At 66.3% G+C, this 24,234-nt stretch carries 27 protein-coding genes; 19 read left to right on the plus strand and 8 right to left on the minus strand.

All coding sequences use genetic code 11. The features are described from left to right. Positions 1-21: 21 nt before the first annotated feature. Genes mscL through QM568_RS06370 form a run of 3 tightly spaced genes read right to left on the minus strand, consistent with a single transcriptional unit; the run spans position 22 to position 1,338 of the window. On the minus strand, positions 22-429 hold the full coding sequence (mscL, locus tag QM568_RS06360) for a large conductance mechanosensitive channel protein MscL (RefSeq protein WP_415136969.1): 408 nt from the start codon (positions 427-429) through the stop codon (positions 22-24). A 26-nt stretch (positions 430-455) separates the two neighbouring features. Then, a complete protein-coding gene (locus QM568_RS06365; RefSeq protein ID WP_415136971.1) occupies positions 456-728 on the minus strand; it encodes an FmdB family zinc ribbon protein in 273 nt (90 codons plus the stop codon). A gap of 13 nt (positions 729-741) precedes the next feature. Further along, positions 742-1,338 (minus strand): 5-formyltetrahydrofolate cyclo-ligase, encoded by a 597-nt coding sequence (locus tag QM568_RS06370; RefSeq protein WP_415136973.1) that lies wholly within the window; start codon positions 1,336-1,338, stop codon positions 742-744. 41 nt (positions 1,339-1,379) lie between these two features. Here QM568_RS06370 and galU point away from each other — a divergent pair, with 41 nt between their 5' ends. Together galU and QM568_RS06380 are read left to right on the plus strand one after the other, a co-directional pair. Continuing rightward, positions 1,380-2,264: a UTP--glucose-1-phosphate uridylyltransferase GalU gene (galU, locus tag QM568_RS06375; protein ID WP_415136975.1), complete on the plus strand. Its 885-nt coding sequence runs from the start codon at positions 1,380-1,382 to the stop codon at positions 2,262-2,264. A 40-nt stretch (positions 2,265-2,304) separates the two neighbouring features. After that, the gene (locus QM568_RS06380; RefSeq protein WP_415137021.1) at positions 2,305-2,916 is read left to right on the plus strand and encodes a GNAT family N-acetyltransferase; all 612 of its coding nucleotides are present in this window, start codon (positions 2,305-2,307) and stop codon (positions 2,914-2,916) included. Between the two features lie 14 nt (positions 2,917-2,930). On the opposite strand, the gene QM568_RS06385 is transcribed toward QM568_RS06380, so the two are convergent. Next, positions 2,931-4,208, minus strand: a complete 1,278-nt coding sequence (locus QM568_RS06385; protein ID WP_415136977.1) for a DUF445 domain-containing protein — start codon at positions 4,206-4,208, stop codon at positions 2,931-2,933. 72 nt (positions 4,209-4,280) lie between these two features. On the opposite strand from QM568_RS06385, the gene QM568_RS06390 reads away from it, so the two are divergent. The 4 genes from QM568_RS06390 to QM568_RS06405 are packed head-to-tail and all read left to right on the plus strand — an operon-like array spanning position 4,281 to position 5,634. Next, complete coding sequence (locus tag QM568_RS06390; RefSeq protein ID WP_415136979.1) at positions 4,281-4,571, plus strand: type II toxin-antitoxin system prevent-host-death family antitoxin; 291 nt, start codon at positions 4,281-4,283, stop codon at positions 4,569-4,571. Position 4,572: 1 nt separating this feature from the next. Continuing rightward, complete coding sequence (locus tag QM568_RS06395) at positions 4,573-4,995, plus strand: type II toxin-antitoxin system VapC family toxin (protein WP_415136981.1); 423 nt, start codon at positions 4,573-4,575, stop codon at positions 4,993-4,995. A gap of 7 nt (positions 4,996-5,002) precedes the next feature. Then, on the plus strand, positions 5,003-5,260 hold the full coding sequence (locus tag QM568_RS06400; RefSeq protein WP_415136983.1) for a ribbon-helix-helix protein, CopG family: 258 nt from the start codon (positions 5,003-5,005) through the stop codon (positions 5,258-5,260). Beyond that, on the plus strand, positions 5,257-5,634 hold the full coding sequence (locus QM568_RS06405; RefSeq protein WP_415136985.1) for a type II toxin-antitoxin system VapC family toxin: 378 nt from the start codon (positions 5,257-5,259) through the stop codon (positions 5,632-5,634). The genes QM568_RS06400 and QM568_RS06405 overlap by 4 nt, the downstream gene beginning before the upstream one ends. A 63-nt stretch (positions 5,635-5,697) precedes the next feature. On the opposite strand, the gene QM568_RS06410 is transcribed toward QM568_RS06405, so the two are convergent. Beyond that, complete coding sequence (locus QM568_RS06410) at positions 5,698-6,996, minus strand: exonuclease domain-containing protein (RefSeq protein ID WP_415136987.1); 1,299 nt, start codon at positions 6,994-6,996, stop codon at positions 5,698-5,700. A gap of 168 nt (positions 6,997-7,164) precedes the next feature. Here QM568_RS06410 and QM568_RS06415 point away from each other — a divergent pair, with 168 nt between their 5' ends. Continuing rightward, positions 7,165-7,335 carry an AbrB/MazE/SpoVT family DNA-binding domain-containing protein gene (locus QM568_RS06415; RefSeq protein WP_415136989.1) on the plus strand — a complete coding sequence of 57 codons (171 nt, stop codon included), beginning with the start codon at positions 7,165-7,167 and terminating at the stop codon, positions 7,333-7,335. Between the two features lie 171 nt (positions 7,336-7,506). On the opposite strand, the gene QM568_RS06420 is transcribed toward QM568_RS06415, so the two are convergent. Further along, entirely contained in the window at positions 7,507-7,740 is a 234-nt protein-coding gene (locus QM568_RS06420) for a hypothetical protein (protein ID WP_415136991.1), read from the minus strand. A gap of 263 nt (positions 7,741-8,003) precedes the next feature. Between QM568_RS06420 and QM568_RS06425 the strand changes: the two genes are divergently transcribed. Further along, positions 8,004-8,234, plus strand: coding sequence for a hypothetical protein (locus QM568_RS06425; protein WP_415136993.1), 231 nt, complete (start codon positions 8,004-8,006; stop codon positions 8,232-8,234). Continuing rightward, positions 8,227-8,598: a hypothetical protein gene (locus QM568_RS06430; protein WP_415136995.1), complete on the plus strand. Its 372-nt coding sequence runs from the start codon at positions 8,227-8,229 to the stop codon at positions 8,596-8,598. The genes QM568_RS06425 and QM568_RS06430 overlap by 8 nt, the downstream gene beginning before the upstream one ends. 122 nt (positions 8,599-8,720) lie before the next feature. Here the strand turns inward: QM568_RS06430 and QM568_RS06435 are convergent, their stop codons facing one another. After that, positions 8,721-13,643, minus strand: coding sequence for a type ISP restriction/modification enzyme (locus tag QM568_RS06435; protein ID WP_415136997.1), 4,923 nt, complete (start codon positions 13,641-13,643; stop codon positions 8,721-8,723). A 122-nt stretch (positions 13,644-13,765) separates the two neighbouring features. Between QM568_RS06435 and QM568_RS06440 the strand changes: the two genes are divergently transcribed. From QM568_RS06440 to QM568_RS06470, 7 genes are all read left to right on the plus strand, one after another. Beyond that, a complete protein-coding gene (locus QM568_RS06440; protein WP_415136999.1) occupies positions 13,766-14,077 on the plus strand; it encodes a helix-turn-helix domain-containing protein in 312 nt (103 codons plus the stop codon). An 85-nt stretch (positions 14,078-14,162) separates the two neighbouring features. Beyond that, positions 14,163-14,435, plus strand: coding sequence for a metal-sensitive transcriptional regulator (locus tag QM568_RS06445; protein WP_415137000.1), 273 nt, complete (start codon positions 14,163-14,165; stop codon positions 14,433-14,435). A 184-nt stretch (positions 14,436-14,619) separates the two neighbouring features. Further along, the gene (locus tag QM568_RS06450) at positions 14,620-15,705 is read left to right on the plus strand and encodes an ABC transporter ATP-binding protein (RefSeq protein WP_415137002.1); all 1,086 of its coding nucleotides are present in this window, start codon (positions 14,620-14,622) and stop codon (positions 15,703-15,705) included. Continuing rightward, complete coding sequence (locus tag QM568_RS06455) at positions 15,702-16,883, plus strand: spermidine/putrescine ABC transporter substrate-binding protein (RefSeq protein WP_415137004.1); 1,182 nt, start codon at positions 15,702-15,704, stop codon at positions 16,881-16,883. Before QM568_RS06450 ends, QM568_RS06455 begins: the two co-directional genes overlap by 4 nt. Then, positions 16,876-17,760 (plus strand): ABC transporter permease, encoded by an 885-nt coding sequence (locus QM568_RS06460; RefSeq protein WP_415137006.1) that lies wholly within the window; start codon positions 16,876-16,878, stop codon positions 17,758-17,760. The genes QM568_RS06455 and QM568_RS06460 overlap by 8 nt, the downstream gene beginning before the upstream one ends. Continuing rightward, complete coding sequence (locus QM568_RS06465) at positions 17,757-18,584, plus strand: ABC transporter permease (RefSeq protein WP_415137008.1); 828 nt, start codon at positions 17,757-17,759, stop codon at positions 18,582-18,584. Before QM568_RS06460 ends, QM568_RS06465 begins: the two co-directional genes overlap by 4 nt. Positions 18,585-18,588: 4 nt before the next feature. Continuing rightward, on the plus strand, positions 18,589-20,244 hold the full coding sequence (locus QM568_RS06470) for an amidohydrolase (RefSeq protein ID WP_415137010.1): 1,656 nt from the start codon (positions 18,589-18,591) through the stop codon (positions 20,242-20,244). A gap of 35 nt (positions 20,245-20,279) precedes the next feature. Here QM568_RS06470 and QM568_RS06475 read toward each other — a convergent pair whose 3' ends face one another. After that, complete coding sequence (locus tag QM568_RS06475) at positions 20,280-21,827, minus strand: amino acid permease (RefSeq protein ID WP_415137012.1); 1,548 nt, start codon at positions 21,825-21,827, stop codon at positions 20,280-20,282. Positions 21,828-21,983: 156 nt separating this feature from the next. Here QM568_RS06475 and QM568_RS06480 point away from each other — a divergent pair, with 156 nt between their 5' ends. The 3 genes from QM568_RS06480 to QM568_RS06490 all read left to right on the plus strand — a co-directional run. Further along, the gene (locus QM568_RS06480) at positions 21,984-23,339 is read left to right on the plus strand and encodes a glutamine synthetase family protein (RefSeq protein ID WP_415137014.1); all 1,356 of its coding nucleotides are present in this window, start codon (positions 21,984-21,986) and stop codon (positions 23,337-23,339) included. Beyond that, positions 23,320-24,102 carry a gamma-glutamyl-gamma-aminobutyrate hydrolase family protein gene (locus tag QM568_RS06485; RefSeq protein WP_415137016.1) on the plus strand — a complete coding sequence of 261 codons (783 nt, stop codon included), beginning with the start codon at positions 23,320-23,322 and terminating at the stop codon, positions 24,100-24,102. Before QM568_RS06480 ends, QM568_RS06485 begins: the two co-directional genes overlap by 20 nt. Continuing rightward, positions 24,099-24,234 (plus strand): aldehyde dehydrogenase family protein (locus QM568_RS06490; RefSeq protein ID WP_415137023.1); only part of this gene is annotated, 136 nt, incomplete at its 3' end. The genes QM568_RS06485 and QM568_RS06490, both read left to right, overlap by 4 nt.

The raw sequence follows: 24,234 nt of genomic DNA on the forward strand, positions 1-24,234 counted from the left end.
CGTGAGCGGTGACGGAGAAGGTCAGCCCGCGTTGTTCTTGCGGAGCAGATCGCGGATCTCGACGAGCAGCTCCTGCTCGTTCGGCAGCGTCGGCTCCTCGACCTGCGGGTTGCGTGCGGCCTGTCGCTCCTTGTACCTGTTCATCGGCGCGACGAACACGAAGTAGACGACGAGTGCGACCGCGAGGAAGCTGATGATCGCGCTGATGAGCTCCCCGATGGGGAAGGTCACGGTCTGTCCCCAGATTCCGGTGGCCTGGATGCCGATCTTGCCGGTCTCGTCGGCGTTGAAGAACAGGGAGACGAGCGGCGTGATGATCGCCGAGACCACCGCGTTGACGATCGCGGTGAACGCGCCGCCGATGACGACCGCCACCGCGAGGTCGATGACGTTGCCCTGGGCGATGAACTCCTTGAAACCTTTGAACATGGAAACCCCCAAATGGTTTGTCCGCCTCAGATGGAGGCGGGGCTCGAGGCGGGCGTCTTGTTGGCGCTCGTTGACGATTCCGTCTTCGATGATGCCGAAGCATCCGTCGATCCGCCAGCTTTGTTTCGCGAGTCGGTGCGATAGAAGCCGGAACCGTTGAAGGTGACACCGATCGAGCCGTACTGCTTGCGCAGCGCGCCGTCGCATTCGGGGCAGGCGGTGAGGGCGTCGTCGGAGAAGCTCTGCACGGCGTCGAACTGGTGCCCGCAGGAGGTGCAGGCATAGGCGTAGGTGGGCATGGCGATCCTCAGGTCAGCGCCGGGTCGGCGACAGGAGAAGGGTCTGCGACGGGGTCACGACACCGGTCACCGGCTGGTCGTGGACCTCTCGTGGCAGCGAATCGAGTACCTCGGAATCATAGACGACGGCGTAGACGGGCGGGCACTTCTGCATCGAGCCGAGCGTCTTGTCGAAGTAGCCGCGGCCCCAGCCCATGCGCATGCCGGTGCGGTCGACGGCGGCGGCGGGGACGATCATGAGGTCGACGTCGTTCACGGCCATCGGGCTGAGTACTTCGCCGGTCGGCTCCGGCAGGCCGTAGAGGCCCTCGGCGACCTCGTCGTCGTCTGTCGCCACCGCCCAGTCGAGCAGTCCGTCGGCGCGGGTGATCGGCAGCAGGACGCGGATGCCGCGGCGCACGGCGCGGGTGACGAACTCGCGGGTGCCCGGTTCGGTGGTCGTCGACAGGAAGCAGGAGATGGAGCGGGCGCCGAGGGAGTCGACGAGGGCGTCCAGGCGTTTGCCGAGAGCGGTCGTTGCGGCTTCGCGCTGCGCGGCGCTCAGCAGCTGACGACGCTCGCGCAGCTCGGCGCGCAGTGCCCTCTTCGCGTGCTCGACGTCGTTCGACATGGCTCTGAGTCTACGGGGGAGGGGCGCACTAGGCTGTGCACATGGGCGCACATCGCATCAAGGCCGTCATCCCCGCCGCGGGCCTGGGCACGCGGTTCCTCCCCGCCACGAAGGCGATGCCCAAGGAGATGCTGCCCGTCGTCGACAAACCAGCGATCCAGTATGTGGTCGAGGAGGCGGTGGATGCGGGCATCGATGACATCCTCGTGATCCTCGGCCGCAACAAGAGCCCGATCTCCAATCACTTCGACTCGGTGCCCGAGCTGGAGGTGAAGCTCCTGGAGAAGGGCGACACCGGCCGACTGGAGCGCGTGATGCACTCGAGCGATCTCGCCGACATCCACTTCGTGCGCCAGGGCGAGCCGAAGGGGCTCGGCCACGCGGTGCTGCGCGCGAAGGCGCACGTGGGCGACAGCTCGTTCGCGGTGCTGCTGGGCGACGACCTCATCGATGCGCGCGACACCCTGCTCACCGAGATGATCGAGGTGCACCAGCGCACCGGCGCCGCGGTCATCGCCCTCATGGAGGTCGACCCGGCAAGCATCCAGCTCTACGGCGCGGCCGCGGTCGAGCCGCTCGAGGGGTCGGATGCCGTGCGGGTCACCGGTCTCGTCGAGAAGCCGGCGCCCGAGGACGCGCCGTCGAACCTCGCGGTCATCGGGCGCTACGTGCTGCCCCCGTCGATCTTCGAGGTGCTCGAGCGCACGGGGCCGGGCAAGGGCGGGGAGATCCAGCTGACCGATGCGCTGCAGGAGCTCGCCGCCGCCGACGGTCCGGGCGTCGTCGGCGTGGTGTTCCGGGGGCGCCGCTACGACACCGGCGACCGCGTCGACTACATCAAGGCGATCGTGCAGCTGGCGGCCGACCGCGAGGATCTCGGCGCCGAGCTTCGCCCATGGCTGAAGGAGTTCGCCGCGCGTCTGTAAGCGCAGCGCGGCGGAGGACACGGTGATGGAGCAGGCGGGTATGCGCCACGGCGCGGTCGGGTTGCGGCTGGTGAGGCCGCGCGATGCGCGCGCGCTGCAGCACGAGCTGCTGACTAACCGCTCCTGGCTGCAGCCGTGGGAGGCGACGGTGCCGTACGGCACCGTGTCGTTCGACATGCGCCTCAGCATCCGCCGTCTGCTGCAGCAGTACCGCGACGGTCACGGCTACCCGTTCGTCATGGAGTACGACGGCGAGATCGCCGGGCAGCTGAATGTGTGGGGCGTGGCTCGCGGGTCGCTCTGCTCGGCCACGATCGGCTACTGGGTGAGCGAGAGGTTCGCAGGCAAGGGGATCACCCCGACCGCGGTCGCCCTGGCCACCGACGCCTGCTTCGTCGAGTACGGGCTGCACCGCATGGAGATCTGCATCCGCCCCGAGAACGCGGCGAGCCTGCGGGTCGTGCAGAAGCTCGGGTTCCGGTACGAGGGACTCCGGCGCCGCTACATCCATATCGACGGCGAGTGGCGCGACCACTACGCGTTCGCGCTCACGACTCACGACGTGCCCCAGGGGGTGCTGGCGCGGTGGCTGAGCGGCCAGGTGCCGTCGGAGGCGGCGGCGGTGCCGCCGGGTGATCGGCTGGCGCTGTAGTCAGAGCCCCGGGATCAGAGGCCCGGGATCAGGGCGTGCGCGATCGTGAAGATCGCGAGCCCCGCGAGGGCGCCGACGATCGTGCCGTTGAGGCGGATGTACTGCAGGTCGCGGCCGACCATGAGCTCGATCTTCTCGGTCGTCTCGGCCGGGTCCCAGCGTTCGACGGTGTCGGTGATGATCGAGGCGATGTCGTGGCGGTAGCGGTCGACGAGGAAGACGGCGGCGTCGGAGACCCAGGTGTCGACGCGGCGCTGCAGCGCGGCATCCGTCGTCAACCGCTCACCGACTTCTTGGACTACCTGCACAATACGGCGGCGCAGACCGCTCTCCGGGTCGGCGAGCGAGGCGAGGAGGCCGTTCTTCGCGGTGTTCCAGGCCTCGGCTGCCAGCGCCCCGATGCGGGGGCTGTCGAAGATCGACGCCTTCGCGCTCTCGAGCTTCGCGCGGGTTGCGGGGTCGTGCTGCAGGTTGTCGGCGAGGCGGGCGAGGTAGCCGTCGATCGCGAGACGGGCCGGATGCTGCGGGTCGGCCTGTACCGCGTGGATGAAGCGCACGGCCTCGTTGTAGGCGGTGTCGTCGACGAAGCGGTGAGCGAGCCGGGGGACCCAGGAGGGGAGGCGGCGGGAGATCAGCCCGTTGAAGGAGGCGGCATTGGCGTGCAGCCAGGTCGCGATGCTGTCGACGGCGAGGTCGACGGCGCCGTGGTGGGCGTCAGCGGCGACGATGCGGCCGAGCCAGGAGCCGGCGGGGGTGCCCCAATCGGGGGAGATGAGGTGTTCGCGGGCGAGGTCGCCGATGAGCCCCTGCACGTCGTCGTCGCTGAGGGCGTTGAGGACGGCCGTCGCGATCGTCGCGGCCTCGGCGCCGACGCGTTCGGCGTGCGCGGGTTCGCGCAGCCATTCGCCGCCGCGCTGCGCGATCGGGGTGCTGGCGAGCTTGGAGCGCACGACGGAGGCTTCGAGGAAGTTCGTCTCGACGAACTCGCCGAGCGTGCGGCCGATCTCGTTCTTGCGCGTCGGGATGATCGCCGTGTGCGGGATCGGGATGCCGAGCGGATGCCGGAAGAGAGCGGTGACCGCGAACCAGTCGGCGAGGGCCCCGACCATGCCGCCCTCGGCGGCGGCGCGGACGTAGGCCAGCCACTCGATGCGCTGCTGCAGAGCGAAGGCGATGATGAAGGCGAGGGCCATGACGATCAGGGCGCCGAGGGCGGCCGCCTTCATGCGTCTGAGGGCGCGGCGGCGTTCTTGGTCGGCGGGAGAGAGCAGCGTCGTGGGTGTTCGCGGCATGGGGACATCCTTTCACGAGCGCACTGTGTAGTACTATCACTACAATCTGGTTGGAGGTGGAAGATGTTCACTATGAGCGCGCGCGAGTTCAATCAGTCTGTGGCCAAGGCTCAGCGTGTCGCGGATGCGGAGCCGGTGATGGTGACGCGGCACGGCGAGCCGGCGTACGTGCTGTTGAGCGTCGCGGAGTACGAGCGGCTGGCCCTGACGCCGGGGGAGGCGGAGCCGATGAACGCCTGGGAGGCGCTGGCACCGGTGTATGAAGCGGTGCTCACCGACGAAGACGACGAGTTCGATCGCATCATGGCCGAGATCGAAGCGGACCGGAAGAAGGACTTCGGCCGACCCCCGATCGAGTTCTGATATGTATCTCGTCGACACGAACACGTTCTCCGAAGCTCGTCGGTCAGGAGCGGTCGGGGAGGCGGCGCGGGAGTGGATGGCCACGGTCGCGTTCGAGGGTCTCTTCATGAGCGTGATCAGTGATTTCGAGTTGGAGCGCGGTGTCCTGCTGTTGGAGAGGCGAGATCTGCGCCAAGGCATCGCGTTGCGCCAGTGGCTCAATGGCATCCGGCTGCAGTTCGGCCAACGGATGCTGCCGGTGACCGCGGAGATCGCTCGCATCTGCGCGGCGATTCAGGTGCCCGACCGTCGTCCGTTTCCGGATGCGCTGATCGCCGCGACGGCCCTGCATCACGGCCTGACTGTGGTGACGCGGAACGTTCGCGATTTTGAGGTTCCGGGACTTGCGGTGATCAATCCCTGTGAAGGCATCGATGATGTATAGTTACATCATGCAGCGCACTCAGATTTCCCTGACTGCAGAGGACCGCAGCGTTCTCGACGCCGAAGCTGCACGCACGGGTCGGTCGATCTCTGCGTTGATCCGTGATGCGGTGGCGCAGACATACGGATTCCGTCAGGATATCGAGCAGGATCTGCGGGCGATCGAGGTGGCTACAGGTGCGTGGGCCGATCGACGTGTCGACGGTGAGGCATACGTTCAGGGGCTTCGCTCGGGTGGTCGGCTCGATCGCGCCACTGTTCGATGAACATGCTCGTCGACACCTCCGTGCTCATTGACGTGCTTCGCGGCGACGCGAAGGCTGCCGTGGTTCTTCGTGAAGCGCGAATGCTCGGCCCGCTGCACGCGAGCGAGGTGACGAGGTTGGAGGTGCTGGCGGGTATGCGGCCGTCGGAGAAGGAGGCTACCTGCGGGCTGCTCGCGATCCTCAGCTGGCATCCGCTCGATGAGCGCATTGCCGAAGTGGCGGGAGAGCTTGGACGTGAGTGGATTCCCAGCAACCGGGGCATCGACTCCGCAGACCTCGCGATCGCGGCGACGGCGGTAGTGCTCAACGCGAAATTGCTGACGCGCAACATCAAGCATTTCCCGATGTTCAGAGGGCTGTCTGCGCCGTACTGATTTGATGGTGCTGATCGATCGTGCCGGATTGATCCTGCCGCGTCGGCGACTCTGCGTGCGGTCTCAGCATGCCCGCGCGAGGAATGCTTCGAACACCGGGGTGAACTCCGCCTCGGTGACGATCGGGATGCCGTGGTTGCGGGCAGTCTTCGCCTTGCCGGACTGCGTCGCCGGGTCTTCGGCGACGAGGACGGCGCAGTTCTTCGTGACGCTGCCTGTGATGAAGCCTGCCTCGGCGATTGCGCGCGTCCATTCTTCGCGGGAACGGCTCATTGTGCCAGTGAAGACGATGCGTGCGCCGGGGGTGAGTGTGAACGCCGAGCCGGTGGGGGCGGCTGCGGTTCGCGCGTCGTCGCGCTGACGTGTCGCCGGTATGGACGGGGATGGGGCGGGTGGCGCGGCCTGTGGGAGCTCGGGCGTGGGGAGGTCGAGGATGGTTGCGATCTGGGCGAGCTCGCGACGTTCCGCGTCGCTGACGACACCATCGCCGAGTGCTTCGGCTGTGGCGGCGGACAGGTACGCCGCATGCAGGGAGGCGATGCGTTCGGGGTCGAGATGGGCGACCTCAGCGATCGCGTCGAGACGCGAATATTCGAGAGTTGAGATCAGGCCGTCTTCGAGGACGCGTGTGAGCATGTCGAGATAGACGGATGCCGCGGCATCCGAATGATCGATCGGGATGCTGACTCTCTCCCACAGTGGCAGGGAGGCGGTGTCGACGAACGCCATTGGCGCCTTCGCGGAGTTGGAGGGGCGCCAGCCGGGAGGACGTGTCACGTCGCGTCCCGGGGTTGAGAGCGGGTCGCGCTGTGTCGAGCTCAACGGGAAGTGCGCCTGGGTGACGTGCTCGCGCCAGCGACGGGTGTGCCCGACCGACGAGATCAGTGCGGAGAGCACGTGGGCGGTTGCGCGCGCATCGCCGAGTGCAGCGTGGGCGGACTCGTGTGTGATGTCGAGGGCCGCGCAGACGTCGCCGAGCTTTGCGGCACCAAAGGTCGCTCGTGCCCAGAGCATCGTGCAGACTGCCGCGTAGGCGGGCGGGAGGTCGAATCCGTGTCTGTCGAGTTCGGCGCGCAAGAAGCGCAGATCGAACGCCTGGTTGTGAGCGACGAGTGAGCGGCCTGCGAGGAGGCTCACCAGGTGAGGAGCGAGGTCGCCGAACAGCGGTGCGCTGGTGACGTCGCTCGCACGGATGCCGTGCACGTGCGTCGGCCCGACATCACGTTGCGGGTTGACGAGAGTCGTCCATTCCCCCTCGATCAGGCCTGTGTCGTCGACCAAGACGACTCCCACCTCGACGATTCGGTCGCCGCGGGCGGGGGAGAACCCCGTGGTCTCAAGATCGATGACGGCAAAGCCCATGCGTGGTTCCCCTCTCTGACGGACGCGCAAGCCGCGCCCTCTCGCCATAGTGGCAGAGGGCGCCGACATTGCGGGTCGGAAGCGTTGCACTTCAGTTCAGAATACGGGGATCTATTACGTAACATGCGTAGTATGTAATACGTCTGCGATGAGGCGAGGTAGCAGCGAATGAAGCTCAACTCCAAGGGTCAGGTGACCATCCCCGCCGAGCTCAGGCGCAGTCATGGTTTCGGTGAGGGCGACGAGGTCGAGGTCGTCGCCCGAATGCGAGGGCGCGCGACGAGCACGATGAGTTCGATGAGTACCGACGAGATCATGGCGTTGCTGCGCGATAGGTAGGCCCGGTGTGCACGTCGAGCCCGGTGTGCACACCGACATCAACGTGCTTCTCGACATCTTCGACGAGGATCCGCGTTGGTTCGACTGGGCGTCCAGGTCGCTGACTGCGGCATCACTGCCTGAGGTTTGGGCTCATCATGCGGTGAGCGTTGCTGTCCGAAGCTCGGCAGGTCAATCCCCGTCTGACTTATGGGCCGCAGCGGAGCCTTCGTCGACCTCAGATGCGGCGTCGTGAAGCACGACATCCAGCACACTGATCGCCTCGTCGCCCGCCATGTCGTCGTCGTCCCCTACGAGCTCGATTGGCGCATCGTCGGCCAGCTGCGGGTACTTGTCGATCAGGAACCGTCGGCGGTAGGCGAGTTCGGCGGCGTCGACGATACTTTCCAGCGTCGCCCAGTTCATCGTGCCGCCGATTGCGATGCCAGCGATCGGGACGACCTTTCCGAGACTCCTCTGAGTCAGACGAAACCCAAACTTGGGGGCGACCTGGCTGGAGACCCTCGCGACAAGATGCTTGTTCAGCTCGGCCCACGTTCTCCCTCGGAGGAGAGCCTGAGGGGACGCGCCAGTAGTTCCTCTTTTGTCCCCCAAATGGCCGACAGACAGCGAGCGTTTTACTCGGTAGATTCACAACAGCATTAACCATCACACGACTGGAGTAACTGATGTCTCTTGTCGCAACCTTGGCGGCCTTACCGCTTGCCGCAATTCTCGCTTTCGGCGGGTCAGGAACGGCGGTGGATGGCTCTACGGATGCCCTGCTGGTTTTCGGAGCATCCGCGCCGGCGGTGGTGGCTACGGCCGGGCTGGATACGACAACACAGGCAGGCCGCATCGTACCGATGCATACGAAGAAGCAGTGTGATCGTGAGATGAATGCAGGCGCCAGTGGCTGAGCACGAGCGTCGGGTCATCGCCAGCCGGGAGTTCACGACTGACCGTGGAGGACTGACCCTGAAGATCCTCGCAAGCGCGGACGGCTCACCGTCATTCGGGTATCAGTTCCTCGATCACACCGGACAGGTGACGGAGTCGTTGGAAACCTACGGCGTTGACTCGCTTCAGGCTTTGCTATTCTGCGTCACCGCAGCAGGAGACTACCTCCAGCGATTCCTCCCCACGGCCTCTTTTGCCGACCTCGGAGTGACGGCACTCCTCACGACCGATCTTTCGGTCTCCGATGGGTGGAGAGCGCAAGTCTCGATGCCTGCGATACCTGCTGACGTAGCTTCGAACGGAGATCGCGAGGCTCATTTCTGATTCTGAGAGAGCCTCGCGATCTTCCACGCTGTGCTTCTGCCCCAAGCGAGAGAGCGGTCGGCTGCTGAACTTCTGTAGGCGTCTCCAAGCCTCCAGCTCGTAGTCGGATGGGCCGGGTGTGCTCATTCGATGACCTCAAAGGCTGGTAGTTCCTGGATAAGGAATTGGGTGTCCAGGCTCACTGTGACCAGCGAGCGGATGAGGTCGACCACATAGCGCGGGTTGTGCTGCTCGCGCAGCCACGCGTTCGGGTCGTTGATGATGCCGGAGGCCTTGTCGACCTTGACTTGATAGCGGTCGAGCACCCACTCCAGGGGGCTGCGCCCGCCGACCTTGTATTCGCTTTCTTCGAGCGGGATGCCGGTGAGCGTCAGATGCGCGTTGTACCGGATCACCGTGTGATCCTTGCGGGAGACCCACGTGAGTTTGTCGATGCGGTAGCGCTCATACGGATCATCGGGGGCACTGAGCGAGAGCTCCTCACCGAGCGGATGCTGCGCGACCGACTCATAGTCGACATGCAGAGCCGCCAGCTCACGACCGATCCTGGCGTACTCGGGGAAGCCCTGCACCTGCGGAATGCGCGGCAGCATCTTCTGCAGATCGGCAGCGTACGTCTGGCGGTAGGTCGGATGGTGCAGCAGCGCGTACACGCCGTAGAAGATGTCGTCCTTCGTGATGTCGTCGCCGTGGACGGCGCGGTAGGCGGCGAGCGTCGCATCCGTGATGTTGTCGACGCGACGGTAGCCGTCGACGACATCGTCGGAATCGGATGCTGTCAGAGCGTCGAGGTTGAAAGCGCCGTCGGGGGCGGATGCCGGCTCCCAGGTGTAGCGGGGGAAGACCTGGTTTCCGCCGTTCGGGGTGAGTGCTGGCACCGACCCGTACATGAGAGGCATGAACTGGGCGGCTGAGGGACCGGCGGGGACAACGATTGCGATGTTCGCGCATCGCGCTGTAGGCCAGCCTTTGAGGAGGATGCCGGGTCGATGTATGAGTGCCGGATCCAACCAGCCTGCCGACTTCGCAAACGGGCGGTACTCGACGTTTCGACGAAAGTCCGTTCCAGAGGTCAGAGGCCTCTGAGAACGACGACGTGCTTCAAAGCCGCTGGTCCAGGAGATCCGACTTGGGTCGGGCTGTTCCGTCGGATGCTTCAGAAGGCGGTTGAACTCCTCGACAGTGCGGGTAGCGTTCTCTTCCGCATCATGGATGCTGAAGCTGTAGAGCCAGGCGTCACGGTTGGTCTGCACGCCAGGGGCGTAGGAGGTGAAGAAAGCTCTTGTATTGGCATTTCTGCTACTGATCGCGGGCCAGGTACTGAACCGATCATCGCGCTGGTTGATCCAGTCGCCGGCGGTGTTGGGGGCAACCTCGACGTACTCCGTACCCTCGATGGAGTGCTCTGCGCGGAGACGGTCCAACTTCTCCTCGCGGCTGAGATAGTCCCCGATGTCGGCGTAGTGGATGCGGGCGGGGCCGGTGTGGCCTCTGTCCTTCACCAGGATCGTGATGGCGACGCCGGTCTGCGAGCCCTCGCCGAAGACGTTGCCCGCCTCGCGCTTTCGGACCTCTCCCATGTGCCGGGCGTTGCCACGCAGGTTGTAGACGATGATGTCGCTGAACTCGTCTGTCCAACTCAGCCGGACTCCTGCCGCTGTGCTCCCATCGATGAAGCCGGAGTTCGACACGAAGGCGATCACGCCCTCCTCGCCCAGACGATCGGTCGCCCAGCGCAGCGCACGGTAGTACGAGTCGTAGAGGCCGTTCTTGTTGGTTGCGGTCGAGCGTTTCGCGTAGGTCTCTTCGATTCGAGCATCCGTCTTCGGATACTTCGCGTTCTGTGCACCGTCGTTCGCGCTCGACTGCCCGGCCCGATACGGCGGATTCATCACAATCACGTCGACCTTCGTCGCCCGCTGCTTCTCCAGACGGGCCGTGTTCTCGGGGAACACGCCGCCGGCCAACTGGCTGTCGCGCTCGTCCATCGCGAACGTATCGGTCAGGCTGATCCCCTCGAAGCCTCGCGCGGCAGGTTCGAGGCCGTGCTCGGCACACACCTCGCGGTACACGCTTTCGATGTTGACGGCTGCGATGTAATAGCTGAGCAGCACGACCTCGTTCGCGAACAGCTCGTGCGTGTACTTGCGCGTCAGATCCTGGGGCTTGATGAGCCCTATCTGCATGAGCCGCGTCAGGAACGTGCCGGTGCCGACGAACGGCTCCAGGATGTTCACCCCGGCATCCGAAAGGCGCTTGCCGAAGTGCTGGTGGAGTGCGGCATCCGCCGACCGCAGGATGTAGTCGACCACTTCGACCGGGGTGAAGACGATGCCCATGCGGTCGGCCAGTAGGGGGAACGCCTTCGTGAAGAACTTGTCGTACAGGGTGACGAGCATCTGCTGCTTCGCGCGCACCGAGTCGAGGCCGCGGATGCGCTCGGTGACCCGCCCGTAGAACGCGTCGAGCGGCTCGCGCTCGCGCGCGAACGCGGCGTTCTCGTGGAACGTCGTGAGCACATGCTCCATCGCCGTCGAGACGGGGTTGTCCTGCGTGAAAGACCCTTCGGGGAACATCGCCTCGAACACGGGACGGGTGATGAGGTGCTGGGCGAGCAGCTCGATCGCCTCTGGTTCGGTGACATCGGGGTTCACCGTGGCGCGCAGCGCCTTCACGAACTCGTCGAACGGCGCGCGATCGCTGTTCTCCGCGCCGATGTGCGCGGTGATCAGCGCGATGAAGCGCTGGGCGATCAGGGCGATGTCGCCGGCCCAGTCGTCCCAGTACATGCGGTCGCCGACCTTGGCGACGAGCTTGGCGTAGACGGAGTCCTTCCAGGCATCCGCCGTCGAGGTGAGACCGGGGAGTGTCGGCGCGAGATGCGAGGGGCCTGTGCTCGAGGTGTCGTCGTCGGCAGGCTCGCGGTCGCGCTCGGAATCGAACGCCGACCCCTCGTGCTTCTTCTCCGGCGCGAGGCTGACGCGCTCGATCACCACCTGCTCGGGGAGCCGCCCGGTGAACGCGGCCTGGTTGATCGCCGCATCGAGCCGTTCGTCGTGCGCGCGCAGGGCCTGCAGCACCTGCCACACGACCTTGTAGCGCTCGTTGTCGTTCAGTGCCTCTTCCGGTGCGACACCCGCGGGGATCGCGATCGGCAGCACGATGTACCCGAGGCGCTTGCCCTCGGCCCGGCGCATGACCCGCCCGACAGCCTGCACGACGTCGACCTGGCTCTTGCGTGGGCTCAGGAACAGCACGGCATCCAGGCTCGGTACATCGACGCCCTCGCTCAGACAGCGCGCATTCGTGAGCACTCGAGCGACAGGGCGTCCGTAGCGGTCCTGCTCGGGCGCGGCCTTCAGCCAGTCGAGCAGCTCGCTGCGCTGCGTCGCGTTCATCGTGCCGTCGACGTGCTCGGCCTGAACGGTCAGGTCATCCGTCGTATCGTCGTTCTCGATGTTCGACAGATGCCCCTCGACCAGGGCGGTGAAGTCGCTCGCGACCCCCTTCGACGTCTTGATGTCCTTCGCGAACGCGACGGCCCGCCGCATGGGCTCGACGTCGGCCCCGAAGCCCTCGGCGATCGCGCCCGCGTTGCGCTTGGCGAGCGCGTTCCAGCATCCGATGAGCTTCGCGACATCGGTCACGAGCAGCTCGCGCCCCTCCGAGGCGAGCTCCTGCTGCAGCGTCTCGACGATCTCGTCCTCGCTGATGCCGAGCACCACGACCTTGTAGTCGGTGAGCAAGCCCTTGCGCACCGCCTCGTCGAAGCCGATTCGGTACAGCACCGGCCCGAACAGCTCCTCGTCGTCCATCGAGACGAGCTCGGCCGACTTCTGAGAGGCCGCATTCTTGACCTCTGGCGCGAAGATGCGCGGCGTCGCCGTCATATACACGCGAGCGGATGCCGGGATCACAGCGTTGTCGTGAACCTTGACGAAGTGCGACTCGTCCTCGTTCGCGAGAGTGACGCCGGTCGTGCGATGCGCCTCGTCGCAGATGACGAGGTCGAAGGTGTCCCCTCGGAGCCTTTGAGCCTCAGCCACCGCCTCGATCGACTGGTAGGTCGAGAAGACGACCGTGAGCCCCTCGTGCTCCTCGTCCACATCGCCGAGCAGCCCGGCGAGGGTCGGACCGTCGGTCGTTGCTGGCGCCCCCAGGTCTGCCATGAGGACGCTGGTCAGATCGTCGTTCCTGCGGCGCCCGATGTTCGTGTCGGATCCGACGGCGAACGCGCGGAAGCCGAGCTCGGGATCGCGCTCGCGCGACCACTCGTCGAGTGACTGCTGAAGCAGCGCCAGCGACGGCACCATGAACAGCACCGTGGATGCTCCGCCGGTGATCTCGTTCGTCCAGCACTCCGCGAGCTTGAGCGCCGTGAACGTCTTGCCGGTGCCGCAGGCCATGATGAGCTTGCCGCGGTCGTGGCCGCTGCCGGGGCCGATGCCGTCGATCACCGCGCGGATCGCTTCGTGCTGGTGCGCACGAAGGGCCTTGCGCGCATGCCGTCCGGGGGCCACCTCTGGCTTCAGGAGCTCGTAGGTCGACCAGTCGATCTGGCTGTGGCGGAGCTCGGCCAGAGATACTCGGCCCACGGGCTTCGTGCGGTTCTTCAGCGCCTCTTCGGCGTTCGTCGACCACGGCGCGCTCGTCGTGTCGATCACGAGCCCCTCGGTGAACGGCTCCTTGCCCAGCGCCTCGAAGAATGAGTCGAGATCGCCCTTCTGCATCCGGTGGTGCTCGGCGAAGAACTTGACCTGCACGGCGAGCAGCCCCCCGCCCTGGATCTCGGCCACGAGGTCGATACCGGTGTCGGGGCGCCCGTCTCGCCCCGGCCAGTCCTTCCACAGCCACACGGCGCCGAGGCGCTCCGCACGCAGCGGCTCGACGGTGAGGTAGTGACGAGCGAGCTGTTCGAGGTAGTTGCCCTGCATCCGCTTCGAATCGGCCAATGCGCGGAACTCGGCGAGAAGGGCATCGAACGGCGTCTCCGATTCGTGCTCCTGCTCGAACCGGACGGCGGAGGAGGGGTCTTGGGCAGGCACGCGGCATCGCTCCCGGATCGACAGCAGGCGATGCGGAGAAAGCCATGAGGTTTTAACCCCGCGTGGTTAACCTAGCGGGTGCGAACATTGGACTGGCGGCGCGTGGCGATTAACAAGGATGAGTGTCCGAAACCCCACTTGATCCACGCGTCGTCCTCGGCCAGCGGCTTGCTGAGCTTCGGCTGCGGCGCTCGCTGACGATCCAGGGACTCGCGGCGGCCGCGGAGCTCGATCAGTCGAACCTGCGGATCATCGAGAAGGGGCAGGGCAACCCTCGGCTGGCGACGATCCTGAAGATCGCGGGCGTGCTCGAGGCAGATCTCAGCGAACTGTTCGCGGGGCTCGACCCGTACGGGCTCACCGGCAAGGACCGCCCGCAGCCGCTGAGCGCGTTCGACGACAAGTTCTGGCGTCCGAAGGATCGGATCGCCTGAGACTTTGCGTTTCGTCTCGCCTTCGTCTCGCTCCACGACCATTGCCCGCGGGGCGACCAGCACCCGCGGGGCGTACCCTCTAACCGTGATCGAAGACATCAAGAAGCGGGCGCTGCATCGCACCAGCATCCTCGAAGGCCAGCTGCGCGGAATCGCGCGGATGATCGAGAACGAGGAGTACTGCATGGACATCATCACGCAGTCGCGGGCGATCCAGCGCTCCCTGGAATCCCTCAACCGTCTGCTCCTGGAGAACCACCTCCGAACCCACGTCACGCATATGTTCGAGCACGGCGGCGACGAGCGCGACAAGGCCGTCGCAGAACTCCTCAAGGCCTTCGACTTCGATTCGAAGTAGACGACCTGAGTGGACGACTTGATCAGCCGCGAAACGTAGGTTCCACAACGGAAATCGTTGCAATCATGTAAACAGACCTCGGTTTTCGCTGTACGCACGACGATTCTTGTGTCAGACTTCCTCCAATCCAACCCACTGCGGAGGTCCTATGTCGGGCACTACAGGCGCCGTCAGCATTGACAGCGTGACCAAGAGGTACGGCGACGCGGTCGCCGTCGACCAGCTCAGCATCGATATCGAGCCGGGCGAGTTCCTGTCGTTGCTCGGCCCCTCGGGCTGCGGCAAGACGACGACTCTGCGCATGATCGCGGGCTTCGAATTCCCGGATGCCGGCGACATCCGCATCTCCGGGCGAAGCGTGCTGTCGCTGCCGCCGTACAAGCGCGAGGTCAACACCGTCTTCCAGGCGTACGCGCTCTTCCCGCACATGACCGTCGCCGAGAACGTCGCCTACGGGCTCCAGCAGCGCCGGGTCTCCAAAGCCGAGCAACGAGAGCGGGTCGCCGAGGCCCTCGACATGGTGCAGCTGCGCCACTTCGCCGACCGCAAGCCCACCCAGCTCTCCGGCGGCCAGCAGCAGCGCATCGCGCTCTCTCGCGCCCTCATCAACCGGCCGAGCGTCCTCCTCCTCGACGAGCCGCTCGCGGCCCTTGACCGGCAACTGCGCGAAGAGATGCAGCTCGAGCTGAAACTGCTGCAATCGCGCCTCGGCACCACCTTCGTCTTCGTCACCCACGATCAGGCAGAGGCGCTCTCGATGAGCGACCGCATCGCTGTCATGCGCGCAGGCCGCATCGAACAGCTCGATGCGCCATCGGCGATCTACGCCGAACCCGCCTCCGCGTACGTTGCCAGCTTCATCGGCCAGCAGAACTTCGTGCACGGCACGGTGCGCGCCGATGCGGCATCCGTCGACACGGCGGTCGGGGTGATCGCCGGGCGCTGGGGCGGCGAGACGGTTGCCGCAGGTCACCCTGCGGTCGCGGCGATCCGCCCTGAGTACGTGCGCGTCGGGCGCGACGGCGACACCGGCGTCCCCGGCCGCGTCATCGGCGTCTCGCACCTGGGGGAGACCGTGCAGGTCGCCGTGAGCGTCGGTGGTGATGCCACCTTCCTCTCGCGGATGCCGGCGCCAACGGCGACGCTGGTCGCTGTCGGCGACGACGTCCGCTGCCTGTGGGACCCCGCCGATGCGCGGCTCTTCGCTGCAGACGGCATCCCCACCACCGCCACCCACGCCATCTCGCTGCCGAAAGCCGACGCGCTGTGAACGATCTGCCACCGGTCCGCGTGCTCGCGCACCGCTCGGCGGCGCGGGTGATCCGCACCGAGCTGACCCGTCGCGGCTTTCTCGCCACAGCCCTCGCCGCAGGCGGTGCTGTGCTGCTCACCGCATGCACCCCTGGCGGCTCGAACGCGGCGGCCGTGCACGCGAAGGGCGGACCGCTCGAGGAAAAGCTCTCCATCTACAGCTGGGGCGACTACGACGCCCCTGAAGTGCTCGAGCAGTTCACCGCCGAGCAGGGCCCGAAGATCGTGCTCGACGCCTTCAACTCCAACGAAGAGCTCATCGCCAAACTCGTCGCCGCGCGCGGCACCTCCGGCTACGACATCGTCGTGCCCACCGGAGTGTTCGTCGGGCCGATGGCCGAGAACGGTCTGCTGCAGAAGTTCAACCTCGACCTGCTGCCGAATATGAAGCACGTGGCTCCCGAGTTCCGCGGGCGCAGCTGGGATCCTGGCAACGAGTACTCGGTGTGCAAGGCCTGGGGAACAACCGGCTTCGTCTACGACCGCACCGTCATCGACCGCGAGCTCACCACCTGGAACGACTTCATCGACGCCGCGCAGAACGAGGCATCCGGTTCGACCAGCGTGCTCGACGATCCAGCGCCTCTTCTCGGCATCTACTTCTGGGCGAACGGCATCGACTGGACCACGACGAAGGCTTCGCACCTCGACGCGGCAGAGAAGTTCCTCGTGAACGACCTGGCCAAGCACGTCTCGGCCTTCGACTCGTACCCCGGGGGATCTGCGATCCCGCAGGCCTCGCACGCTCTGCTGCAGGCGTACAACGGCGACGCGCGCCTCGGTATCTTCGAATCCGACGATCCCGACCGCTGGCAGTGGGTGCTCGGTGCACCTGCCACCGAACTGTGGATGGACAACTGGGCGATCGCCGCAGGCGCCCCGCACCCCGAAGCGGCGCACGCGTTCATCAACTATGTGCTGCAGCCGGACATCCAGCTCGCACAGGTCGACTACATCGGCTACGACACCGGCATCTCCGGCATCCGCGAGGATGCCGAGGAAGCGGGATTGGAGAGGCTCGACATGGTGTACTTCACCGAAGATCAGGTCGCCACCATGCACGAAGGCGCGCTGACGGATGCTCAGGACCGGGTCGTCGCGATCTGGAACGCGATGAAGGCGGCCGCCGGTGCCTAAGATCCGTTTCGGCCTCGCGATCCCCGCCTGGGCCTGGCTGCTCATCTTCTTCATCGCCCCGATCGGCATGGTCGTCGTGTTCAGCTTCGGCTACAAGCCGAGCATCTTCGCCACGCACGCGCTCGACCAGCTCTCCTTCGATCGCTACATCGAGGCGCTGTCGCCCACGTTCTTCACCACCTTCGTGAACACGCTGTGGATCGGCATCCTTGGCACCCTGCTGTGCCTGGTGATCGGCGCTCCTGTCGCGTACTGGATCGCCGTCAAAGCGCCTGCGTCGAAGCGCGGGATGCTGCTGGCCCTGGTGATGGTGCCGTTCTGGACGAACTTCCTCGTTCGTACGATCGGCTGGCAGGTGATCCTCGCCCCGGAAGGCTGGCTGTCGCAGCTGTTGCAGGGAATCGGCATCATCCCCGGCCCTCTCGACCTGCTGTACTCGCGCGGTGCCGTGCTACTCGGTGTCGTCTACAACTACCTGCCGCTGATGATCCTGCCGCTGTTCGTCGCTTTCGATCGGGTATCGGGGCCGCTGCTGGAAGCCAGCAAGGACCTCGGGGCGAACAGCATCACCACCCTCGCGCGGGTCACCGTGCCCCTCGCCCGCCCCGGCATCATCGCCGGAGTGCTGCTCGTCTACATCCCGCTGATGGGCGATTACATCACGGCCACCGTGCTCGGCGGCGCGAAGGGCAACATGATCGGGCAGGTCGTGGCCAGCCAGTTCCAGACCGCCCAGAACTGGGCGCTGGGCTCTGCGATGGCCGTGCTGCTGATCCTTGTGATCATGCTGTCGATCGGAGTGGCAGCCGGACTCCTGTGGCTGGCGACGCTGCCGCTCAGACGCCGATACGCACTCACGCTGGGAGATGTCTCATGAGCCGCTATCTGCTGCCGATCTGGTCGGCGCTGGTGTTCCTGTTCCTGTTCCTGCCGATCATCGTCATCATCGCCTACTCCTTCAATGTGGGCCGACTCCTCGTCTCCTGGGATCACTTCGGCTTCGAGTCCTTCCTCGCGATCGTGAACAAGCCGGCGATCCGCGAGGCGGTGCTCGTGTCGATTCGCACTGGGCTCCTGGCGGCGCTGCTGGCAACCGCGCTCGGCACACTCGCCGGCATCGCGATGGCTCGCAACCCCGGCAAGTGGGTGGGGTGGTTCCTCGGTCTGCTGCTCCTGGTGTCGGTGACGCCGGAGATCGTGGATGCCGTCGCGCTGCTGCCCTGGCTCGTCTTCCTCGGACAGGATGTCGGATTCGGCATCTTCAACGACGGCACCATGCGCCTCGTCGTCGGGCAGTCGCTGTTCTCGATCGCGATCGTGTCGTACATCGTTCGCGCCCGGCTCGTCGGGCTCGACGCGAAGCTGGAAGAGGCCTCCGCCGATCTCTACGCGCCGCCGGTTCGTACGTTCTTCCGGGTGACGCTGCCACTGGCGATGCCTGCGGTGCTCGCCGGATTCCTGCTCTCGTTCACTCTCGGTCTCGACAACACCGTCGTCTCGGCATTCGTGCAGGTCTCCGGCACGACCCCGTGGCCGGTGTACGTGCTCAGCGCCCTGCGCAGCGGCCTTCGGCCCGAGATCGCGGCGGTGTCGACGGTCATGCTCGTGCTGACATTGCTCGCCCTCGGGCTCGTCGCGCTGGTGCTCAAACGCGCTGGCGACTCGGCGGCCGACATCGCCCGCACGATGGCAGGAGGGTGAGCGGATGCCGTACGCGGATCTCGTGTTCACCGGCGGCCGCCAGGGCGGCCGCGCCTTTCTCGCCGACGGCGCTCGTCGCACTGCGGCGGCGGTGGCCGTCACCGCAGGGAGGATCAGCGCGGTCGGGCACGACCTCACAGACCTGATCGGACCCGGCACCGAGGTCGTCGACCTCGCTGGTCGCATGCTCGTCCCCGGCTTCCAGGACGCACATGTGCACCCGGTGTGGGGCGGGCTCGACATGCTCCGCTGCGACCTCGCGCCCTTCTCGACCCGAGACGAATACCTGGAGCGGATCGCCGCATACGCTGCTGAGCATCCCGAGGATGACTGGGTGCTCGGCGGCGGATGGCAGATGTCGGCGTTCCCCGGAGGAACGCCCACGGCATCCGATCTCGACCGTGTCGTCCCCGACCGCCCCGCGTTCCTGCCCAACCGCGACGGGCACGGCGCCTGGGTGAACTCGCGGGCTCTTGAGCTCGCAGGCATCACCAAAGACACTCCCGACCCGGCGGATGGGCGCATCGAGCGCGACGCTGCGGGAAATCCCTCTGGCACGCTGCACGAGGGTGCGATGGGGCTGGTCAACCGGCTCCTTCCCGAGGAGCCGGCGTCACGTCTGGTGGAGGCTCTTCTTCTGGGGCAGCAGTACTTGCACTCCTTCGGTATCACTGCCTGGCAGGATGCGATCGTCGGCACCGAGTACGGCGACGCCGGCGACCCGCTGCCCGCCTATCTGACCGCTGGATCGACGGGGGCCCTGACCGCGCGGGTCGTCGGCTCGCTGTGGTGGGACCGCTCGCGCGGGCTGGAGCAGATCGACGACATCGTCGCGCGGAGGGATGCCGGTACGGCAGGACGATTCCGCGCTCGCAGCGTGAAGATCATGCAGGACGGCGTGGCCGAGAACTTCACCGCGGCGATGCTCGAGCCCTACTGCGACGGGCACGGCCATGCGGGCACGAACGATGGCATCTCCTTCGTGGAGCCGGGGTTGCTGAAAGAGGCGGCTGCGCGCCTGGACGCGCTCGGTTTCACCCTGCACTTCCATGCGATCGGCGACCGTGCCGTGCGCGAATGCCTCGACGCGGTCGAAGCCGCACTCGTCGCGAACGGGCCGAGCGGAGGCCGCCACCACATCTCCCACATCCAGGTCGTGCACCCCGACGACATCCCGCGCTTCCGGGCGCTGGACGTCACGGCGAACATGCAGATGCTGTGGGCGACGCTGGAGCCGCAGATGGTCGACCTGACCATCCCATTCCTCGGCGAGGAACGAACGGCGTGGCAGTATCCGTTCGGCGATCTGCTGCGCTCTGGTGCGCCGCTCGCCGCCGGCAGCGACTGGTCGGTGTCGACGCCGGACCCGCTCGCCGCTATTCATGTGGCCGTGAACCGGCAGTCGGCGCCGAGCGAATGGGAGGGCGACTACCCGCCGTTCCTGCCAGAGCAGGCGATCGACCTGGGTACGGCGCTCACCGCGTACACCGCAGGGTCGGCGCGGGTGAACCACCTGGATGAAACGGGAACGATCGCGGTCGGGATGCTCGCCGACCTCGCCCTGCTGGACCGTGATCCCTTCGAGCATCCTGCCGAGGAGATCGGGCTCACCCGGGTGCTTGGTACCTGGGTCGAAGGGGAGCAGGTGTTCGGGGCCTGAGCTGCGCGCCCAGACCCCGAATCCGCGACGGAGGATTACCTGCCGCCGTCGAACACCTCGCCCTCCATGGCGTCATAGCCCTCGGCCTGCGGGTCCCCGTGCGCACCGCCTGACAGCGCGTACTCCTCCTCTGGAGAGAGCACGAGCCGGTGCCGGAAGAAGAAGCCGAAGCCCAGCAGGATGATCACGTAGACGATCGCGATGGCGATGATCGCCGGGCCGAAGGTAGGGTTGAGGAGGAACCCGAGGAAGATCAGCGCGGCGATCACGAGAGCGATCGCCGCCCCTGGTACTCCCCAGGGGCTCACATACGGCCGATCGACGTTCGGGTACTTGCGGCGCAGGATCATGAACGAGATCAGCTGCAGTGCGTACGCGAGCACGGCGCCCCAGACGGCGATGTTCAGCACGATCGCACCAGCGACCGTTCCCGCGCCTTCCGCGTCGAGCGCGGCGAGCACGTCGAGCACGATGAGGGCGACGAAGCCGATCGCGGCGCCGACGATCAGGGCGACCCACGGGGTCTGGCGCTTGCCGGTGAGGGAGAGGAACCGCGGGTAGTACCCGGCGCGCGACAGCGAATACATGTTGCGTCCGTAGGCGAACATGATGCCCTGGAGCGACGCGAGAAGGCCGATGAGCGCGAACAGCGCGAGCACGGCGGCGAGCTGGTCGCCGACGATCGCGCGGAAGCCGTCGAGCAGCGGCTCGCCGGCGGTGCCGGTGGCCTCTGCGCCGATCACGCCGGTGTTGAGGAACAGCACGAGGAGCCCCGTGACGATCAGCGTGCCGCGAGCCCAGAAGCCGGCCTTGGGGATGTCCGTGGTCGGGTTGTGCGACTCCTCGGCGGCGAGCGGGAGCTCCTCGATGCCGAGGAAGAACCACATCGCGAAGGGGAGGGCGAACAGGATCGGCAGCACGCCATGCGGCAGGAAGGTCGACTGGCCCTCGTCGGGCACGATATTCCAGAGCGCATCCCAGCTGAACGCGCCGGAGAACAGCGCCATCGCCGAGAACACGAGGATGATGGCGATCGAGATCACCGACACCACGATCGCGAAGCGGAACGAGATCGCAGCCCCCGCCGAGTTCAAGGCGATGAAGACGATGTAGAGGATGAGATACCAGACCCACCCCGGCAGCACGAGCCCGAGCAGCTCGCTGGTGATGCCGTTCGCATAAGAGGCGGAGAAGTACACGATCACCGCCGTCGTCGCGACGTACTCGATCGTCTCCGCAGCCCCGGTGACGAGACCTCCCCAGGGCCCCATGGCCGAACGGGCGAAGGAGTAGGCGCCGCCGGTGTGCGGCATCGCAGCCGCCATCTCGCCGATCGAGAAGATCATGCCGTAGTACATGACGACGAGGATCACGAAGGCGATCAGCATCCCTCCGAAGCCGGCGAAGTCGATGCCGAAGTTCCACCCCGAGAAGTCTCCCGAGATGACGGCGGCGACCGCGAGGCCCCACAGGCCCCAGACTCCGGCCGAGCGCTTCAGGGTGCGTTTCTCGAAATACTCGCTCCCCGCGCGGGTATAGGTCGCTCCGGCGACCTTGCGGGATTCATTGCTCTGCTGGGACATCCGCTCTCCGTTCGCATGCGTTCAGGCACCGGGCGCACCTTGCGGACGATTGTGGCAGTTAATGGTGGGTTCGTCTACCTTTAGATGACGAAGTGATCTACTCTAAGGGCGAAGCCGGTCAGCCGATCGCTTCGCCGAACGAGAACGGAGCGTCAGATGTCGGGCAACCTGAGCATCGACCAGTTGGACGCCGGCATTGCCGCAGGCGAGATCGACACGGTGATCGTGGCCTTCGCGGATGCGCAGGGACGGCTGGTCGGCAAACGCGTGTCGGCGCGGCTGTTCCAGGAGGACATCCTCCATCACGGCGCCGAGGCCTGCGACTACCTGCTCTCGGTCGACGTCGACATGAACACCGTCGACGGCTATGCGATGTCGGGCTGGGATCGCGGCTACGGCGACATGGTGCTGCGCCCTGATGTCGAGACGCTGCGCCGCGCCCCGTGGCTCGAGGGCACAGCGCTCGTGATGGCCGACCTCGTCTGGCAGAACGGAGAGCCCGTCGCCCAGTCGCCGAGGGCCATCCTCGACCACCAGCGCGATCGCCTCGCCGAGCACGGCTGGACGGCGTTCACAGGCACCGAGCTCGAGTTCATCGTGTTCGAGAACACCTACCGCGACGCGTGGGCCCGCAGATACGAGGGGCTGACACCGGCGACCGACTACAACGTCGACTACAACCTGCTCGCCTCGACCCGCATGGAGCCGCTGCTGCGCGACATCCGCAACAGCATGGATGGCGCCGGTATGTACTGCGAGGGCGTCAAGGGGGAGTGTAACCTCGGTCAGCAAGAGATCGCGTTCCGCTACGCCGAAGCCCGTGAGACGGCCGATCAGCACGCGATCTACAAGAACGGGGCGAAGGAGATCGCAGGCAAGCACGGCCAGTCGATCACGTTCATGGCCAAGTTCAATCAGCGTGAGGGCAACAGCTGCCACATTCACCTCTCGCTGCGCGACCAGTCGGGCACTCCGGTCATGGCAGGAGATGGCGAACACGGATTCAGCCCCGTGATGGAGCATTGGATCGCCGGCATCCTGGCCACGCTGCGCGAGTTCACGCTGCTGTACGCCCCGAACATCAACTCGTACAAGCGCTTCGCCAAGGGCAGCTTTGCGCCGACCGGCGTCGCCTGGGGCATCGACAACCGCACCTGCGCTCTGCGCGTCGTCGGCCAGGGCTCGGCACTGCGGGTCGAGAACCGTGTGCCCGGAGGCGACGTCAACCCCTACCTCGGTATTTCCGCGATCATCGCCGGTGGCCTGCACGGCATCGAGAATGAGCTGCCCCTGCCCGAGAGGTTCACGGGTAACGCCTACAACGACGCCGTCGACCATCTGCCGACCACTCTTCGCGAGGCCGCGCAGCTCTTCAGCGAGTCGGCCATCGCCCGACAGGCCTTCGGCGACGAGGTCGTCGAGCACTACCTGAACCAGGCGCGCATCGAGGTCGAAGCCTACGACGCCGCCGTCACCGATTGGGAGCGCATCCGTGGTTTCGAGCGACTCTGAGGTGTCGAACGACTCCGACCGGCCGCCGCTGATCGGGGTCACCACCTATCTCGAGCGTGCGCAGCAGGGGGTGTGGGATGTCAGGGCGGCGTTCCTGCCCGAGCAGTACCTCACGGCGGTCACCGGGTCCGGCGGCATCGCGCTGCTGCTGCCTCCGCAGGATCCGGATGCCGCAGACGCGGCGATCGCCAGATTGGACGGTCTCGTCCTCACCGGCGGGGCGGACGTGGCCCCCGAGCTGTACGGGGCGGAGCGGCATCCGCTCACCGACCCTGCGCGTGCCGACCGCGACGCCTGGGAGCTCGCCCTGTTCCGCGCGGCGGAGCGCCGCCGCATCCCGGTGCTCGCGATCTGCCGTGGACTGCAGCTCGTCAACGTGGCGCGCGGCGGAACCCTGCAGCAGCACCTGCCCGAGACTCTCGGCACCGAGAAGTACCGGATCGGTGGCGGAGTCTTCGCCGAGAACCGCGTTGCCGTCGCTGAAGACACGACTCTCGCCGACATCATCGGCGACACCGACATGACGGTGCACAGTTACCACCACCAGGGGATCGACCGGCTCGGCGAGGGTCTCGTTCCTGCCGCGCACTCAGATGACGGTCTCGTGCAGGCTTTCGTCGACGCGTCCGATGGGCACGTCGTCGGCGTCCAATGGCATCCGGAGGAGAACGCCGAGGATCGGCGCCTCTTCGCCGACCTCATCTCGCAGGCGCGCGCGTTCGCCGCGCACCGCAACACGCACAGGAAGGAGAGCGCCCGATGAGCGCCTTCACCGTGATCAACCCCGCCACCGGCGCCGCCATCCGCGACATCGCGCGCGCCGGCGTGGAGGAGACGGATGCCGCCATCGCCCGCGCCGTGGCGGCGCAGCGCCGCTGGGCCGCGCTCGCGCCGG

This window comes from Microbacterium sp. (assembly GCF_047607465.1).
Taxonomy (GTDB): Bacteria; Actinomycetota; Actinomycetes; order Actinomycetales; family Microbacteriaceae; genus Microbacterium.

Bases quoted from the DNA above. Each gene is read 5' to 3' on its own strand.
- mscL (WP_415136969.1), bottom strand. From the start codon at position 429: ATGTTCAAAGGTTTCAAGGAGTTCATCGCCCAGGGCAACGTCATCGAC.
- QM568_RS06365 (WP_415136971.1), bottom strand. From the start codon at position 728: ATGCCCACCTACGCCTATGCCTGCACCTCCTGCGGGCACCAGTTCGAC.
- QM568_RS06370 (WP_415136973.1), bottom strand. From the start codon at position 1,338: ATGTCGAACGACGTCGAGCACGCGAAGAGGGCACTGCGCGCCGAGCTG.
- galU (WP_415136975.1), top strand. From the start codon at position 1,380: ATGGGCGCACATCGCATCAAGGCCGTCATCCCCGCCGCGGGCCTGGGC.
- QM568_RS06380 (WP_415137021.1), top strand. From the start codon at position 2,305: ATGCGCCACGGCGCGGTCGGGTTGCGGCTGGTGAGGCCGCGCGATGCG.
- QM568_RS06385 (WP_415136977.1), bottom strand. From the start codon at position 4,208: ATGCCGCGAACACCCACGACGCTGCTCTCTCCCGCCGACCAAGAACGC.
- QM568_RS06390 (WP_415136979.1), top strand. From the start codon at position 4,281: ATGAGCGCGCGCGAGTTCAATCAGTCTGTGGCCAAGGCTCAGCGTGTC.
- QM568_RS06395 (WP_415136981.1), top strand. From the start codon at position 4,573: ATGTATCTCGTCGACACGAACACGTTCTCCGAAGCTCGTCGGTCAGGA.
- QM568_RS06400 (WP_415136983.1), top strand. From the start codon at position 5,003: ATGCAGCGCACTCAGATTTCCCTGACTGCAGAGGACCGCAGCGTTCTC.
- QM568_RS06405 (WP_415136985.1), top strand. From the start codon at position 5,257: ATGAACATGCTCGTCGACACCTCCGTGCTCATTGACGTGCTTCGCGGC.
- QM568_RS06410 (WP_415136987.1), bottom strand. From the start codon at position 6,996: ATGGGCTTTGCCGTCATCGATCTTGAGACCACGGGGTTCTCCCCCGCC.
- QM568_RS06415 (WP_415136989.1), top strand. From the start codon at position 7,165: ATGAAGCTCAACTCCAAGGGTCAGGTGACCATCCCCGCCGAGCTCAGG.
- QM568_RS06420 (WP_415136991.1), bottom strand. From the start codon at position 7,740: ATGAACTGGGCGACGCTGGAAAGTATCGTCGACGCCGCCGAACTCGCC.
- QM568_RS06425 (WP_415136993.1), top strand. From the start codon at position 8,004: ATGTCTCTTGTCGCAACCTTGGCGGCCTTACCGCTTGCCGCAATTCTC.
- QM568_RS06465 (WP_415137008.1), top strand. From the start codon at position 17,757: ATGAGCCGCTATCTGCTGCCGATCTGGTCGGCGCTGGTGTTCCTGTTC.
- QM568_RS06470 (WP_415137010.1), top strand. From the start codon at position 18,589: ATGCCGTACGCGGATCTCGTGTTCACCGGCGGCCGCCAGGGCGGCCGC.
- QM568_RS06475 (WP_415137012.1), bottom strand. From the start codon at position 21,827: ATGTCCCAGCAGAGCAATGAATCCCGCAAGGTCGCCGGAGCGACCTAT.
- QM568_RS06480 (WP_415137014.1), top strand. From the start codon at position 21,984: ATGTCGGGCAACCTGAGCATCGACCAGTTGGACGCCGGCATTGCCGCA.